Below are 15,336 nucleotides of genomic sequence, written 5' to 3'. Positions count from 1 at the left end.
ACAAGCCCCGCCACAAGCGGCGTCACACGCTCCGCGACGCGTGCACGCGCGGCACGAACTCGCGCCACGGCCGCGCCTCTTCGAGCTGCGCGGCGACCCGGAACAGCAGGTCCTCGCGCCCGACCGCGGCGGCGACCTGGACGCCTACCGGCAGGCCGTCGGCCGTGCGGTGCAGCGGCAGCGAGATCGCGGGCGCGCCGGAGATGTCGAACAGGGTGGCGATTTCGGCCATCGCCGACCAGCCCGGCAGGGTCTCCTGGATCGGGCGGTCGCCGGACAACGTGCCGAGCGGCGGCGGCAGGATCGCCATCGTCGGCGCGAGCACGAGATCGTAGGGCGCGCACACCGCGGCGATCCGGCGGCTCCACGCGGCCAGCGCCTCGATCGCCGCGACGTACGCGGGCCCCGAGGTCGCCCGGCCGCGTTCGACGGCCATCGCCGGGAACGGCTCCAGCCCGTCCACCGGCTTGCCGATGCGGCGCTCCCACACGTCCGCGTCGTGCGCGAGGCCGACCGAGGTCACCGTGCCCATGGCCAGGGCACCCGCCTCGTCGGCCAGCGGCGCCGCGGCGATCTCCTCGACGTGGTGGCCGAGTTCGGCGAGCAGTTCGCCGGTCGCGCGGGCCGCGGCGGCGCATTCCGGGTCGACCGGGCGACCGCTGGGGCGCTCGGTGAGCACCGCGATGCGGAGGCGGCCGGGAGCGGCGGTCAGTTCGTCGGTCCACGGCCGGGCCGGGGCCGGGGCACCGTACAGGTCGCCGGGCGCGGCGCCCGCGGTGGCGTCGAGGACGGCCGCGCTGTCGCGCACCGTGCGGGTGACGACGTGCTCGTGGGTGAGCGGCCCCCAGTAGAGGCCGTGCGGCGCCGGGCTCGTGCGGCCGCGGGTCGGCTTGAGGCCGACGAGCCCGCAGCACGACGCGGGGATCCGGATCGATCCGCCCATGTCGTTGGCGTGCGCGACGGGCACCATACCGGACGCGACCGCGACCGCCGATCCCCCGCTCGACCCGCCCGGCGACCGCTCCGGGTCCCACGGGTTGCGGGCCGGGCCGTGCGCGAGCGGCTCGGTGGTCGGCGAGATGGTGAACTCGGGGACCTTGGTCCGGCCGAGCAGCACCAGCCCGGCGGCCCGGTAGCGCCGGGTCAGCTCGGAGTCCTCCGGCGACACCCACGGGTTGTCCCGCAGGAACGTCATGCCGTGCTGGTAGCGGTCGCCCGCGGAATGCTGCACGGCGTCCTTGAGCAGGAACGGGACGCCGCGGAACAGCCCGTCCGGCAGCTCTCCCCCGGCCTCCGCGCGGGCTTCGTCGAAGCGTTCCGCGACCAGCGCGCCCAGCGCCGGGTCGAGCCGCTCGATGCGGGCGACGGCGGCGTCCACGAGTTCCGCCGGGGACGCCTCCCCCGAGGCCACCAGCGCCGCCTGCTCGGTCGCGTCCGCGAACGCCAGCCGGTCCGAAAGATCTCCCATGCCGCGCCCCATTCCCACCGGTCCCCGCGGCCGGGTCCGGCCGCCTCCGCCGCCCGGCGCGGGCGGGCCGTCCGGGCACCGCCGCAATACTTGACCAGGGCAAGCATGCGCGACGGTAGCCACGGACACCGCAAGGTTCAAGGACACCCGGCCTCCCGGACCGCGCCGCCGCGGCGGGCACGCTGCGGCCGGGCACCGATTACGCGGACGTCGTGGAGTGGGTCAACCGGCTCGGCGTCTCCCTGCTCAGCCTCCCGCCGCCGCGCCCCCGCAGCCCGGACGAAGAGGACGCCGCACTGCGGTGGTTCCTCCTCCCCGCGGTCTTCACCGACTGAGCCCCGAACCACCCGCCGGGCCTCCTCACACACCCCGCGACTTGGCGATCCTTTTACCTTCAATTTTATCTTCCATGACCTTTTCCCGTATCGTTCTTTACCTAGACCTGATCCGACCCGATCCCCAGGAGAGGTGAAGCGTGTGCGGCTAGCGCGGCCGGAATCGCCCCGTCGACCATCCGACCGACCGACCGAGCAGACACCGATCGGGAAGCCGCCGATCGCGCAGACCGAGCAGAACCGGCCGTCCGGCTCCGACCACGGCGGCACCCGACGCAGCAAGCCCCGGCTACCCGCACTCGCCGCCCGCTGGACGACCGTCCTGCCGATCGCCGCCGTGATCCTGCTGGTCTTCGTCTGGGGCCGCTCGCTCCCCGGCGTGCTCGTCGGCGTGGCCGCGGTGTTCCTCGCGGGCGCCGTGCTGGCCGCCGTGCACCACGCCGAGGTGGTCGCCCACCGGGTCGGCGAGCCCTACGGCTCACTCGTCCTCGCCGTCGCCGTCACGATCATCGAAGTCGCGCTGATCGTCACGCTGATGCTGGACGGCGGCGACAAGAGCGCCACGCTCGCCCGCGACACGGTCTTCGCGGCCGTCATGATCACCTGCAACGGCATCGTCGGCCTCAGCCTGCTCGCCGCCGCACTGCGGCACCGCGTTGCGGTGTTCCAGCCGGAAGGCACCGGCGGCATGCTCGCGAGCGTGGCCACGCTGGCGACGCTGTGCCTGGTCCTGCCGACCTTCACCACGAGCAAGCCGGGACCCCAATTCTCCACGTCCCAAATGGTGTTCGCGGCGGTCGCGGCGCTCGTGCTGTACGGGCTGTTCGTGGCCACGCAGACCGTCCGGCACCGCGACTACTTCCTGCCGGTCACCAAACAGGGCGAGGTCATCGACGCGGACGACCACGCCGACGCCCCGTCCACACGCACCGCACTGGTCAGCCTGGGACTGCTCGGCCTCGCCCTGGTCGCCGTCGTCGGACTCGCCAAGAGCGTGTCCCCGACGATCGAATCGGGCGTCGAAGCGGCCGGCATGCCGCATGCCGTCGTCGGCGTGGTCATCGCGCTGCTCGTGCTGCTCCCCGAGACCATCGCCGCGGTGCGGGCGGCGCGCCGGGACCGGGTGCAGACCAGCCTCAATCTTGCGCTCGGTTCGGCGATGGCCAGCATCGGCCTCACCGTGCCGGCCGTGGTGATCGCGTCGTTCTTCCTGTCCGGCCCGCTCGTCCTCGGACTCGGCGCCACGCACATGGTGCTGCTCGGACTGACGCTGGTGGTCGGCACGCTGACCGTGGTGCCCGGCCGGGCGACGCTGCTCCAGGCGGGCGTGCACTTGGCAGTACTCGCCGCATACCTCGAACTCGCCGTCACGCCATAGCGGCAGGCCGACGGCCCCCGGGGCGCTTCGGGGGCTGTCGGCCGCGCTCGGCAGACTGGCCGGCATGGAACGCACGATCTGGGACGCCCTGTTGCGTCCGGGCTACTCCGGAGTCCCGTACGTCGCCGACTTCCTCGGCGACGAAGACGAAGCCGACAACGCGCGTCTGCGCGTCGGACTCCCGGAGTCCGGGCCGTCGGTCACGCTGACCCGGCAGGACCGCTTCGTCGTCGCCGAACTGCGGCTGGGCGAAGGCACCGCACCGCTGACCGACGCACAGAAGCAGCGGATGGCCGACGACTGGCGGTACGAGCGCAGCGCCATCGTGCCCATCACGCAACCCGTCTGGTCCCTGTCCTGGCGCTGGTTCGACGACGTCCCCGTACGCGCCGCACGCGGCCGCGCGGTCGTCGAACTCCTCCGCGACATCCTCGCGTTGCCCGCCGAACAGGTGGTGGTCCGCAGCGCCGACGACAACGGCCCCACCGACCTCTACGGCCTCCGCGACTTCGACGACCGCCCCACCGCCTCTGGCGCCGCTCCCGAATGCGCCGACTGGGACGACCTGCGCCGCCGCCTCGACTGGCTCGTCAGCACCCTGGCCAACGACTCCGCGGTCATCCTGAGCGGCCCGGGCAACGCCGTCGTGCAGTTCATGACCGCGCGGCACGGCAGTTCGATCGCCACCAGCGTCATCGACCCCGCGCTCGATCCCGACCGGCTGCCGCACGAGGCGGCCCCGGGCAGCGAGCGGGCGCGCCGCATGTTCGCGGACGGCTGGCGCCCAGGACCGGTTGCGCCCGGCGTCGCGGAATGGACCCTCGGCGACCCCGAAGTCCACTGGGGCGCCGACGCGTTCCCCCGGCAGGCCGTCGACGCGCTGCAAGCCCTCGGAGCCGGCGGTCCGGCGGAGCTGACGGTGCACGCGTTCCGCAACGGCCGGCATCCGGATCCCGCCTATGTGGCGGCCGAACTGGGGCTCCGACCGGACGGTCCGTAGTGGCCGAACCCTGCCTCAGGTTCTCTTAAGTTTCCGCACAACCACTATTAACCAAGCGCCCGGAAATCCATGATCCGGCTGCCCGAAGCGCTGCTAACGTTCCGTCTCGTGGGCATCAAAGGAAGAACCATTACCGGAACAAGCACCGCGATCGCGATGGCCGCCACGCTCGGCCTGTGCGGTGCCGGAAACACTTTCGCAGCGACCGCGAACGGCCGTTCGGCGGCCTGTCCGACGGCCGGATCGATACCCGGCATCGGGCATTCCCCGCTTTTCACCGACAACAATGTCGCGCTTTTCGCGGGCGGCGATTACACGGTCGACGGCGGGGCGGCGGAGGCCGAAGGCCTGCTGGTCGTGAAGGGGCAGGCGACGTTCGCCAAGAATCCCGGCGGCATCTACAACGTGGGCCGGGTCGGCGCCGGGTCGGGCATCCTGCCGACCGCGGGCGACGTGATGCTGGCGGTCGGCGGCGACGTCGCGATCGCCAAGGGCACCACGGTGGACGTCGGCTCCGGCCTCACCGCGGGGCCCCGCTACGGCGGGTCGGTGCAGGTCGGCGGCAACCTCGACGTCAAGGGGGAGCTGCGCACCAACGGCGGCGCGAGCCCGGCGCGGATGGGCGCGGCCGGGGCGCTGGGGGCGTACAACGGCTTCGACGCGACGATGGCGCGGGAGTCCGCCTCGCTCGGCGCGCTGCGGCCGACCGGGACGAGCGTGCGCGCCGGGGGGACGGTGACGTTCACCAGCACCGCGCCGAGCGTCGGGAGCATCCAGGTCTTCGAAATCACGGCGGCGGATCTGGACAAGGCATCCACGTTCCTTTTCCAGAAGATCCCGGCAGGTGCCTCGGTCCTGGTGAACGTGACCGGAAACCGTGCGGTCTCGATTTCCCCGATGTCCGTCGGATTCAACGACGACCGGGTCGACGTGTACACCTCGAAAAACTTCGGGGAAGCCGCGTCGCGGATTCTCTACAATTTCCGGGAAACCCCGGCACTGACGCTCGGCGGGGGCGGGAACTTCATGGGCTCGATCCTCGCCCCGAAGGCGAACGCGGACCTCACCGCGAGCACCAACGGCCGCCTGTATGCGGGCGGGAACGTGAAGACCCACGGCTCGGGCAACGAAAGCCACAACTACCCGTGGTCCGGGTCGCCCGCGTTCGCGTGCAAGCCGGAGGGCCCCGGGCAGCCGGTGCCGCCGCCGACCGAGCCCGCCAAGCCCGGTCAGCCGACCCAGCCGGGTCAGCCGACACCGCCGCGGCCGTCGGCGCCCGCCGGGTCGGTGCCGCCCGGGCAGCCGAGCGCCCCGGCCGGCTCCCCGGGCGCCACCCCGTCGGAGTCCGCGCCCCCCGCCCCGGACAACGGCGGATCGCTGGCCCAGACCGGTGGCTCGGGCAATGCCACGACGATCGTCGCCGGTGCCGCGGCGGTCGCCCTTGCGGGCGGCGCGGCCTTGTTCGTGATCGCCCGGCGGCGGCGCCGCGTGTGATCCCGCGGGAGGCCTGACCCGCACACGCGGCACCACCGCACGGCGAGCCCGGGCGGCGGGCGGCTTCGGCCGCCCCGTCCGGGCTCGCCCCGCACCCGCCCCGCACCAGCACGAGCACCAGCACGAGCACGAGCACCGCCCCACTTCGCCCGGCCCCGCACCAGCACCGTCGCACTTCGCCCGGATCCGTCCGTTCCCGCCCGGGTGACACGTGTGCGGCGGCGGCCTCGCCTACCCGCTCCGAGATTGGCGGCAGAGTGAACTACGCAGGCATTGCTCCGGTGGAATCGCCCGCGCCCACCGGAACGCACCCGTCCGACCTGGTGCCGTACCCCGCGAGCGCCGCGCCCGACCGGCGGACCGGGGCGCGGCTCCCGGGCATCCTCGACGCGTTCCCGCAGGCGATCCTGCTGGTGAACGGCAACGCCACCATCGTCGGCGCCAACACCGCCGCCGTGGACAGCTTGCAGGCGCCCGGAACCCACCTTGTCGGCCTCGGTGTTCTGGACGTCCTCCCGCAGTTCGACCTGAGCCGGACACCGGGCGGCCCGGACCACGACGACCAGGCGGACGCGGTCGCGCGCATGACCGTGCGCTGCACCGACAGCTTCGAGTTCACCGCCGAGGTCGCGGTCCGGCCGGTGCGGCACGCCGACGTCGGCCACGAAGCGGCCTTCCCCGTCTCGGGCTTCGACCTGCACGGAGTCGTGCACGACGACCGCGGCCTGCTGCTGGTCACGATCAGCGACCTCACCGCGCGGCTGTGCCTGGAAGCGGAACTGCGCCGCCTGCACAGCCAGACCACGACGATCCTGCGCGCCACCGCCGAAGGCGTCGTCGGTGTCGACGCCCGGGGCCGCATCGTGCTGGCCAACCCGGCCGCCACCCGGTTCCTCGGCTACGGCGCCGCCGACCTCGGCGGGCGCGAGTTTCTGCCGCTCGCCATGCCCGCGCACGCCGACGGCGCCCCGCTCGACCCGGACATGGCGCTGCTGACCTCGACCCTCCGCACCGGCCGCGGGCACCGCAGCGCCGACGCGGTCCTGTGGCACCGGGACGGCACCGCCCGCCCGGTCGAACTGAGCACCGCCGCGGTCACCGACGGGGACCGCATCGTCGGCGCCATCGTGGCGTTCGCCGACCGCTCCGCCGTCCACGCGATGACCGAGCAGCGCAACAAGACCGCGGCGCTGCTGGAACGCGAACTCCGCACGCCGCTCGGCCGCGTCGCCCACACCCTGATCCGCCTCGCGGACGACCCGGCGGGCGCCCTGTGGCCGGAAGCCACCCAGACCCTGCGCCGCCTGGCCGAAGACTGCCTGCACGCGGTCCGGCTGACCGACACCCTGCTGACCGACGCCCTGCCGACCGATCCCGACGCCGTCTCCCCCACGGCGGCCCACGCGCCGGTCACCCGTCTGCGCTCCGACCCGCCCGCCGTCCCCACGTCCCGCCGGGCCGGCCGCCACGCGGGCAGCCACGACGAGAACCTGCAAGGCGGCATCACGCCCCTGCGCCGCCGCCCGGCGCCGCCGACCCGGCTCACCGTGCCCGGCGCGGTCGTCGACACCGGCCCGCCACGCCGGCTGCCGTCTCCGATCCGCATCCCGGTGCCCGCGCTGGAATCCGGCCCGGACACCGGGATGCGGATCGGGGACGGCACCCGGGCGGCGGGCTGACCAGGGCCGGAGCCCGTCACGCTTCCCGGGCGATGGCGACCATCGCCGCGTCGTCGTCCAGCCGGTGCCCCGCGTAGGCGAGCAAGTCCGCACGCAGATGGTCCAGCAGGTCCTCCGGACTGTCCCCGGACCACTGCGGGAGTCGCTCGGCCAGCGGGTAGAACGCCCCGCCGGCGTCGCGGGCCTCGACCACCCCGTCGGTGTAGAGCAGCAGCACGTCGCCCGCGCCGAACGCGTACGTGTCCGTCCCGCGTTCCACCGGCCCCAGGTCGAGGCCCAGCGGCGGCGATGTGTGCGCGGCCTCCAGGACGCGGACCCGGTGCCCGCTGAGCACCAGCGGCGGCGGATGCCCGCACTGCACGAGCCGCAGGACCGCGGTCTCGTCCGGGATGTCGACCAGCGCGGCGGTGATGAAGCTCTCCTGCGGCAGGTTCTCCTCGCCGTCCTCGACATGGTGGCCGGTGACCCCGGCGTCCAGGATGTCGGCGAGTGCGACGAGGTCGGGCTGCTGGTGCGCGGTCCCGCGGAACGCGCCGAGGAGCTGGGCGGCGTCGCCGACCGCGGGCAGGCCCTTGCCGCGGACGTCGCCGATCAGCACGCGGGTGCCGGAGCGGGTCCGTACCGCGGCGTACAGGTCGCCGCCGAGCTGGATCTCCCGCTCCGCGGCCAAGTACAGCTGGGCGACGCGCAGCGGTCCGAGGCGCGGCGGGAGCGGGCGCAGCACGAGCTGCTGGGCGATCTCGGCGATACGCCGGGTGCGGACGAGCTGGTCGAGCTGCGATTCGCGCAGTTGGGCGAGGTAGACGCCGACGATGCTGACGAGCACGACGGCCGCGGCCTGGACGAGCCAGTTGAAGGCGTCGAGGTCGTAGTGGCCGATGCCGATGACGACCTCGCCCAACAGGGAGGCGGCGCCGACGTAGCCGGTGTCCCGAGGGCTCAGGCGGGCCGCGGCCAGCGCGGGCGGTACGGCGAGGAGCGGGCCGGCGAGGCGCACGTAGCTCGGCGTGAAGATGCCGATGACCGTGATGAGCGCGACGAGGGCCAGCAGCGGTCCGAGACCTGCGGGCCGCTCCCGGGACGGAGTGTGCCTGGGCATCAGCTCATTGTGGCAATATCCACCCGATTGAGGGCTTTGACACTCCTGGTCACCACCGGGTTACCGCGATTGGCCACGCGCCGTGCGCGCGGCGGATTTCCGGTGCGGTCGCGCTGCCGAGCGGGCCGTGCGGCGGGACACTGGAAAAAGACACGGGATCGGCGGGGTCCCGCTCCCGGTGTGCCACCGGTATGCGCAAGGCGCGCCGAGCGGCGAGGCTGGGAGGACGGCGGGATCGCGGATCCGGCGGCGGGTCCGTACGCCGCCGACGGCGTGGCTCGATCGGAGGGCACCGACATGAGCACCACGGGAGATCTCCATCCGCCGAGCCCGGCGAGCCGTCCGCACCGGATCCGCTGGCATCTGCACCGCAGCGTGCTGCGTACCCGCGGCCAGGCCTGTCACGAAGTGTTCGCCGCGCTGGCGCTGCTGCTCGCGCTGGCGCTGCCCGCGCTGGGTTTCCTGGCCGCGCGCGTGCAGCTCGACAATGCGGAGGCCCACCAGCGTACGGTCGCGGCTGCGATCCACCCGGTCCCGGCGGTGCTCCAGCAGAACGTGTACTCGGTCGGCGGCCCGTGGTCGGGCAGCGACAGCGTGAAGGCGACCGTGACGTGGACGGCCGCGGACGGCACCCCGCACACCGGTTTGGCGGATGTCCGTTCGGTCGGCCACACGGGCGAGCCCACGACGATCTGGCTGGACCGCGCCGGGCAGCCGGCCGCGCCCCCGTCGCCGCACGAGCGGCTCGTGGTGGACGCCGTGGGCTTCGGCCTGGCGACCACGTTCATCGGCGCGGGCCTGCTCGTCGCGCTGGCCGCGGCGGAGTCCAAGCTGTTCATGCGGCTGCGCAAGGCGGCGTGGGCGCGTGACTGGGCGCGCACCGCACCGACTTGGACGCGGGCCGCGTAACCCCGCCGAGCCCCTCCGGGCCCCGCCCCGCCGAGCCCTTCGCGACCCCAGCATTCCCCTCGTATCCACGGCGCCCGCCGGGCAGTCGGCCGTTCGGTTTCGGCCCCTTTCCGGCGTGGCGCCGTTCCCTGTGCACGGCAAAAGGGGTAAACGTTACCTCGCGCACCCACTCAGACTTGAGTCATTCATTGCCTTGAATCGTTCGCCTCTGCGAAGTTAGCTTGAGTTATGACCGCCGCCGAGGTGCCGGCCGTTGCCGACGGGGTGCCGTGCCCGGAATACCCGGGCCCCTCCACCTGTCGCAGTTCCCGTGCAGTGCGAACCACCTAGCCCCGGAACCAGCCCGGAAGGATTTCCGATGTCCGAGAACCAAGACGCAAATGCCGCAGGCGGTTGCCCGGTCGTCCACGGACGCGCCCCGCACCCGACGCAGGGCGGCGGCAACCGGCAGTGGTGGCCGAACCGGCTGAACCTGAAGATCCTTGCGCAGAACCCCGACGTGGCGAACCCGCTGGGTGCGGACTTCGACTACAAGGCGGCGTTCGAGTCGCTCGACCTCGCCGCCGTGAAGCGCGACATAGCCGAGGTCCTCACCACATCGCAGGACTGGTGGCCCGCCGACTTCGGCAACTACGGCCCGCTGATGATCCGGATGGCCTGGCACAGCGCCGGCACCTACCGCATCAGCGACGGCCGCGGCGGCGCCGGTGCCGGGCAGCAGCGGTTCGCGCCGCTGAACAGCTGGCCGGACAACGGCAACCTGGACAAGGCGCGCCGCCTGCTGTGGCCGGTCAAGCAGAAGTACGGCCAGAGCCTTTCGTGGGCCGACCTGATGATCCTCACCGGCAACGTCGCCCTAGAGACCATGGGCTTCGAGACGTTCGGCTTCGGCGGCGGCCGCGAGGACGTGTGGGACCCGGAGGAAGACGTCTACTGGGGCCCGGAGTCCGGCTGGCTCGACGACGAGCGCTACAGCGGCGACCGGGAGCTGGAGAACCCGCTCGGCGCCGTCCAGATGGGCCTCATCTACGTCAACCCGGAGGGCCCGAACGGCAACCCGGACCCGATCGCGGCGGCCCGCGACATCCGCGAGACGTTCCGCCGCATGGCGATGAACGACGAGGAGACCGTCGCGCTGATCGCCGGCGGCCACACGTTCGGCAAGACGCACGGCGCCGGACCGGCGGAGAACGTCGGCGCGGAGCCCGAGGGGGCAGCGCTCGAGCAGCAGGGCCTCGGCTGGCAGAGCACCTTCGAGAGCGGCGTCGGCGGCGACGCGATCACCAGCGGCCTCGAGGGCATCTGGACGAACACGCCGACCCAGTGGGACAACACCTTCTTCGAGATCCTCTTCGGCTACGAGTGGGAGCAGTTCGACAGCCCCGCGGGCGCCCACCAGTGGCGGCCCAAGGCGGGCGCCGGCGACGGCACCGTGCCGGACCCGTTCGACCCGGCGAAGACGCACGCGCCGACGATGCTGACGACGGACCTGTCGCTGCGCTTCGACCCGGCGTACGAGCAGATCTCGCGCCGCTTCCTGGAGAACCCGGACGCGTTCGCGGACGCGTTCGCCCGCGCCTGGTACAAGCTGACGCACCGCGACATGGGCCCGGTCGTCCGCTACCTCGGCCCGGAGGTCCCGTCCGAGGAACTCCTGTGGCAGGACCCGCTGCCGGACGCTGACTACGCGCGGATCGAGGCGGACGACGTGGCGGCGCTCAAGGCGGCGATCGCCGCCTCGGGCCTGTCCGTCGCGCAGCTGGTGTCGACGGCGTGGGCGTCGGCTTCGTCGTTCCGCGGCAGCGACAAGCGCGGCGGCGCGAACGGCGCCCGGGTCCGCCTCCAGCCGCAGGCCGGCTGGGAGGTCAACGAGCCGGACGAGCTGGCCGCGGTCATCGGCAGGCTCGAAGGCGTGCAGGAGGCCTTCAACGCGGCGCAGACCGGCGGAAAGAAGGTGTCGCTGGCCGACGTGATCGTCCTCGCGGGCGGCGTCGGTGTCGAACAGGCCGCGAAGAGCGCGGGCTTCGACGTCGTGGTGCCGTTCACGCCGGGCCGGGTGGACGCCACGCAGGAGAAGACCGACGTCGAGTCGTTCGCGGCCATGGAACCGGGCGCCGACGGGTTCCGCAACTACCTGGGCAAGGGCAACCGGCTGTCCGCCGAGTACCTGCTGCTCGACAAGGCGAACCTGCTGACCCTCAGCGCACCCGAGACGACCGTGCTGCTCGGCGGCCTTCGGGTGCTCGGCATCAACCACGGATCGGCGCAGCAGCAGGGCGTGTTCACCGCGACGCCGGGCGTGCTGACGAACGACTTCTTCGTCAACCTGCTCGACATGGGGACGGTCTGGACGCCGACGTCCGAGGACGCCTCGGCGTTCGAGGGCCGCGACCGCGCCACGGGTGCGGTCAAGTGGACCGGCAGCCGCGTCGACCTGGTCTTCGGCTCGCACTCGGAGCTGCGCGCGCTGGCCGAGGTCTACGCGAGCGCGGACGCGAAGAAGAAGTTCGTGTCCGACTTCGTGGCCGCGTGGACGAAGGTCATGGACCTGGACCGGTTCGACGTGTGACGACCGCCGGTCCGGGCCGGCGGACGTTGCTTCGGTGAGGTCCGCCGGGCGCCGGTGAGCCGGGCGATCGCGCCCGATTCCGTGTCGTCGTCGACACGGAATCGGGCGCGATCGGCGTTTCCGCCGCTTCGGGGGGGGCTCCGTGGCTTCCGGCGGGCGGTGCGGTTCGGGGTGCGCGGGCCGGGCATAAGCACCCGCATGCCGAAGCAGAGTGCCGGGATCCTCCTCCACCGCATGCGCCACGGAGTGGTCGAGGTGCTGCTGGTCCATCCCGGCGGGCCGTTCTGGGCGCGGCGGGACGCGGGCGCGTGGTCGATCCCCAAGGGCGAGTACACCGGCGGCGAAGCGCCGCTCGACGCCGCGGTGCGGGAGTTCCGCGAGGAGACCGGCGCCGAGGTCGACCCGGCGCTCGCCGTCCCGCTCGGCTCGGTCACCCAGCGCGGCGGGAAGGTCGTCACCGCGTGGGCGGTTTCCGGTGACTTCGACGTCGCAAGCCTGGTCGGCAACCTCGCCGAGGTGGAGTGGCCGCGCGGCTCCGGCGTGCTGCGGAGCTTCCCGGAGGTCGACCGGGCGGAGTGGTTCGGCCCGGACGAGGCCCGCCGGAAAATCAACGCGGCGCAGGCGGAGTTCGTGGACCGGCTGGTGGAGAGCCTGCGGAAGGAGACCTGAGGGCAGGCGGCTCAGGGACAGATGACGTAGCGGCCGCGGAGGCCGCCCCGGGCGGTGGCGCGGTGGGCGTCGGCGGCTTGGTCCAAGGCGACGACGGCGTGGACCCGGGCCGGGAGGTCGCCCGCGGCGGCGCGGGCGAGGAGGTCGGCGATGCGGGCGCGGTCGGAGGTGGTGACCACGGAAGCGACCGAGATTCCGCGTTCGGCGGCGGGTCCGAGCCCGGGCCGGAGGCCGACGTAGGCGCCGCCGTCGCGGACCAGTCCGAGGGCTTTGTCGTTCAGTTGCGCCGGGTCGACGACGGCGTCCCAGCCCGGCTCGGCGTGCGTGGTGAAGTCGGCGCCGAGGCCGCGGACGAACTCCTCGTCGCCGTCGCGGGCGAGCCCGGTGACCTGCCAGCCGCGGGCCCGGGCCAGGACGGCGACGTTCGCGCCGACCGCTCCCGCGGCGCCGGTCACCAGCAGCCGGGCGGCCTCGGCGGGCGCGTCGCCGAGCAGGTCGACGGCGTGCGCGGCGGCCGACCCGTTCAGCGGGACGGTGGTCGCGGCGACCAGGTCCAGGTCGTCCGGGACCGGGACGACGTCGGCCGCGGCGACCACGATCTGTTCCGCGTAGGTGCCGTAGTCGCGGTCGAAGCCGACCACCAGGCCGGCCACCCGGGTGCCGACGGCCACGTCGGCGCCCGGCCCGGCCGCATCCACGACACCGGCGAATTCCCAGCCCAGGCCGGTGTGCTCGGGCTGCCGGACCATGCCGATCGCGTGGAAGAAGCCCGCGGCGACCCCGAGGTCGGTGGGGTTGACCGTCGCCGCGGCGATGGCGACGCGGACCTGGCCGGGGCCGGGCTCGGCGACGGGCACGTCGATGATCTCGATCGAGTCGGGCCCGTTCGGGACGCGGACGACGGCGGTGCGGAAAGTGGCGGTCTGCATGGTCTTGCTCCGGTGTGATCGGGGTGATCGTTTCCGTGCTCCATGCTGGTTTCGTTAACCTCGCGGCAAAAGAAGGCACTTGAAAGTGCGTAAGCCCCCGTCGGGTACCGAAGGAGCGAACGATGTCGACGCAGACGGCGGCTCAGCGGCGGGCCGAGGCGAGGACGAGCTACAACGCGTTCATGGAGGGCTGCCCCAGCCGTCAGCTGCTCGACCGGATCTCCGACAAGTGGGTCGCGTTGATCCTCGCGGCGCTCGGCAGCGACGGCCCGCACCGTCCGGGCATCGAGCACGGGGACGGCCCCCGGTCGATGCGCTACTCCGAGCTGTCCCGCCGGCTCGCGGGCGCCAGCCAGAAGATGCTCACCCAGACGCTGCGCTCGCTGGAAGCCGACGGCCTGGTCACGCGTACCGTCACGCCCACCGTGCCGGTCACGGTCACCTACGAGCTGACCGGCCTCGGCATGTCGCTGAACCAGGTGACGGCCGGCCTCAAGGACTGGGCCGAAGACCACATGAGCGAGGTGCTCGCGCACCGGGAGGGACACCGGCGGGCGGACGGGGTGTCGGACGAGGAGCAGGCGCTCACCGCGGAATGACCCGGTCCACGACCGCGACCCCGCCGACGTGGAACGCCGAGCGGCCGTCGGGCCCGGGCCGGGTGCCCGCGGTGATCGTGGCGGGGCTCCCGAGCGAGTCGCCCATGTCGACGGCGATCGCGTGCACGCCGTCGGCCGCCATGCGGGCCGCGAGGCACGCGGTGCTGTTGGCGTTGGCGATGTCCTCGGGCACGCCGATCGACGGGGCGAACATGCGGGCGGCAGCCCGGCCTTGGGGCGTGGGGACGGTGTGGACGTAGCAGCCGAGCAGGCCGACGCGGTCGCAGGCGTCGCGGAGTTCGTCGAGATCGGGGGCGAGGGCGGCGAGCACGGCACGGTCGGCGACGGGGACGAGGAGGCGGGGACGGCCGAGGGTGGCGAGGCGGGGGTCGTGGTGCGGCTGGGGGTGACGCGACTGGGGACATGCGGACTCCGCGGCAGCGCTCGCGCCGCGCCGCGTGCCACCGCCACCGCCACCGCCAGCACCAGCACCAGCACCAGCACCAAGCCCCGTGCCACGACTCGTGCCCCCTCGCGCGCCGAGACTCGTGCCCCGCCCGGCGCCGGCCCCCGGAATCCGCAGGGCCCGCACCACTGCCTCCCACTCCCCCTCGCCCGGTTCGCGGATATCCACCCCGCCTGGGGTGAACACCGCCTCGTAGCCGTAGGGATGAGCGGCGACGTGCCCTTCGACCGCCTGCCCGTGCGTGCGTAGCCTCACCGGCCCACCGCCGATCCCCCACAACTCGGCCAGGTACGCCAGCGCGGCCACGGTGCCGTGCCCGCACGCGGGCAGCTCGCCTGCGGTGGTGAAGAACCGCAGTGCGGCGGTGATTTCGCCGTCGGGCGCGATCTCGGCGGCAACGAACACGGCGTGCGAGGTGCCCAGGCGTGCGGGGACGGCGCGCCGTTCCGCTTCGGTGAGGCCGCTCTCGGGCAGCACGGCGGTCGGACTGCCGCCCCGGCCGTCGCGCAGGCAGGCGTTGACGATGGCGCCGGAGGGCGGCGGAGCGACGGCGTCGCCGGGCGTGGCGGGGACAGCGGGCACGCTCGAAGCCTAAGACGTGAACGGTGGATATCGGCGTCCCACGTGCCCGCCGTGTGCGGTTTCCGGAAGCTTCGGGCGCCGCCTCGGCCTCGCCGGTGCTGTCGGTGGCCGGGTCCGGCGAAGCGTCTCGGGGGCCTCGGATGCCTCGGATGCCTCGACA

Annotated in this window: 13 protein-coding genes; 9 read left to right on the top strand and 4 right to left on the bottom strand. The window is 73.3% G+C overall.

What is annotated here, in order from left to right; all coding sequences use genetic code 11:
- Window positions 1-22 precede the first annotated feature (22 nt).
- Window positions 23-1,468 (bottom strand): amidase, encoded by a 1,446-nt coding sequence (locus ABEA93_RS17550; protein WP_345676509.1) that lies wholly within the window; start codon window positions 1,466-1,468, stop codon window positions 23-25.
- Window positions 1,469-1,680: 212 nt separating this feature from the next.
- Here ABEA93_RS17550 and ABEA93_RS17545 point away from each other — a divergent pair, with 212 nt between their 5' ends.
- The 5 genes from ABEA93_RS17545 to ABEA93_RS17525 all read left to right on the top strand — a co-directional run bounded on the left by ABEA93_RS17545 (window position 1,681) and on the right by ABEA93_RS17525 (window position 7,354).
- Window positions 1,681-1,803, top strand: coding sequence for a hypothetical protein (locus ABEA93_RS17545; RefSeq protein ID WP_345676508.1), 123 nt, complete (start codon window positions 1,681-1,683; stop codon window positions 1,801-1,803).
- A gap of 322 nt (window positions 1,804-2,125) precedes the next feature.
- Window positions 2,126-3,181, top strand: coding sequence for a calcium:cation antiporter (locus ABEA93_RS17540; protein ID WP_345676544.1), 1,056 nt, complete (start codon window positions 2,126-2,128; stop codon window positions 3,179-3,181).
- Between the two features lie 64 nt (window positions 3,182-3,245).
- Entirely contained in the window at window positions 3,246-4,181 is a 936-nt protein-coding gene (locus ABEA93_RS17535; protein WP_345676507.1) for a TY-Chap domain-containing protein, read from the top strand.
- 108 nt (window positions 4,182-4,289) lie between these two features.
- A complete protein-coding gene (locus tag ABEA93_RS17530; RefSeq protein ID WP_345676506.1) occupies window positions 4,290-5,675 on the top strand; it encodes a choice-of-anchor A family protein in 1,386 nt (461 codons plus the stop codon).
- A 257-nt stretch (window positions 5,676-5,932) separates the two neighbouring features.
- Window positions 5,933-7,354, top strand: a complete 1,422-nt coding sequence (locus ABEA93_RS17525; protein WP_345676505.1) for a PAS domain-containing protein — start codon at window positions 5,933-5,935, stop codon at window positions 7,352-7,354.
- Window positions 7,355-7,370: 16 nt separating this feature from the next.
- Here the strand turns inward: ABEA93_RS17525 and ABEA93_RS17520 are convergent, their stop codons facing one another.
- Window positions 7,371-8,453 carry a PP2C family protein-serine/threonine phosphatase gene (locus ABEA93_RS17520; RefSeq protein ID WP_345676504.1) on the bottom strand — a complete coding sequence of 361 codons (1,083 nt, stop codon included), beginning with the start codon at window positions 8,451-8,453 and terminating at the stop codon, window positions 7,371-7,373.
- Between the two features lie 297 nt (window positions 8,454-8,750).
- Between ABEA93_RS17520 and ABEA93_RS17515 the strand changes: the two genes are divergently transcribed.
- The 3 genes from ABEA93_RS17515 (at window position 8,751) to ABEA93_RS17505 (ending at window position 12,600) form a co-directional block, all read left to right on the top strand.
- A complete protein-coding gene (locus ABEA93_RS17515) occupies window positions 8,751-9,362 on the top strand; it encodes an Rv1733c family protein (protein WP_345676503.1) in 612 nt (203 codons plus the stop codon).
- Window positions 9,363-9,720: 358 nt separating this feature from the next.
- Entirely contained in the window at window positions 9,721-11,931 is a 2,211-nt protein-coding gene (katG, locus tag ABEA93_RS17510) for a catalase/peroxidase HPI (protein ID WP_345676502.1), read from the top strand.
- 198 nt (window positions 11,932-12,129) lie between these two features.
- A complete protein-coding gene (locus ABEA93_RS17505; RefSeq protein ID WP_345676501.1) occupies window positions 12,130-12,600 on the top strand; it encodes an NUDIX hydrolase in 471 nt (156 codons plus the stop codon).
- A gap of 11 nt (window positions 12,601-12,611) precedes the next feature.
- On the opposite strand, the gene ABEA93_RS17500 is transcribed toward ABEA93_RS17505, so the two are convergent.
- Window positions 12,612-13,529, bottom strand: a complete 918-nt coding sequence (locus ABEA93_RS17500) for an alcohol dehydrogenase catalytic domain-containing protein (RefSeq protein ID WP_345676500.1) — start codon at window positions 13,527-13,529, stop codon at window positions 12,612-12,614.
- A gap of 122 nt (window positions 13,530-13,651) precedes the next feature.
- Between ABEA93_RS17500 and ABEA93_RS17495 the strand changes: the two genes are divergently transcribed.
- Entirely contained in the window at window positions 13,652-14,128 is a 477-nt protein-coding gene (locus ABEA93_RS17495; RefSeq protein ID WP_345676499.1) for a winged helix-turn-helix transcriptional regulator, read from the top strand.
- On the opposite strand, the gene ABEA93_RS17490 is transcribed toward ABEA93_RS17495, so the two are convergent.
- A complete protein-coding gene (locus ABEA93_RS17490) occupies window positions 14,115-15,176 on the bottom strand; it encodes a PhzF family phenazine biosynthesis protein (RefSeq protein ID WP_345676498.1) in 1,062 nt (353 codons plus the stop codon). The two genes, ABEA93_RS17495 and ABEA93_RS17490, sit on opposite strands and share 14 nt — an antisense overlap.
- Window positions 15,177-15,336: the final 160 nt, after the last annotated feature.

The organism is Yinghuangia aomiensis (assembly GCF_039542225.1).
Classification (GTDB): Bacteria; Actinomycetota; Actinomycetes; order Streptomycetales; family Streptomycetaceae; genus Yinghuangia; species Yinghuangia aomiensis.
Note: the sequence above shows the minus strand (reverse complement) of the source record. Positions and strands in the feature narration are given on the sequence as shown.

Excerpts from the sequence above, each read along its gene's own strand:
- ABEA93_RS17550 (WP_345676509.1), bottom strand. The coding sequence starts at position 1,468 with ATGGGAGATCTTTCGGACCGGCTGGCGTTCGCGGACGCGACCGAGCAG.
- ABEA93_RS17535 (WP_345676507.1), top strand. The coding sequence starts at position 3,246 with ATGGAACGCACGATCTGGGACGCCCTGTTGCGTCCGGGCTACTCCGGA.
- ABEA93_RS17520 (WP_345676504.1), bottom strand. The coding sequence starts at position 8,453 with ATGCCCAGGCACACTCCGTCCCGGGAGCGGCCCGCAGGTCTCGGACCG.
- ABEA93_RS17515 (WP_345676503.1), top strand. The coding sequence starts at position 8,751 with ATGAGCACCACGGGAGATCTCCATCCGCCGAGCCCGGCGAGCCGTCCG.
- katG (WP_345676502.1), top strand. The coding sequence starts at position 9,721 with ATGTCCGAGAACCAAGACGCAAATGCCGCAGGCGGTTGCCCGGTCGTC.
- ABEA93_RS17505 (WP_345676501.1), top strand. The coding sequence starts at position 12,130 with ATGCCGAAGCAGAGTGCCGGGATCCTCCTCCACCGCATGCGCCACGGA.
- ABEA93_RS17500 (WP_345676500.1), bottom strand. The coding sequence starts at position 13,529 with ATGCAGACCGCCACTTTCCGCACCGCCGTCGTCCGCGTCCCGAACGGG.
- ABEA93_RS17495 (WP_345676499.1), top strand. The coding sequence starts at position 13,652 with ATGTCGACGCAGACGGCGGCTCAGCGGCGGGCCGAGGCGAGGACGAGC.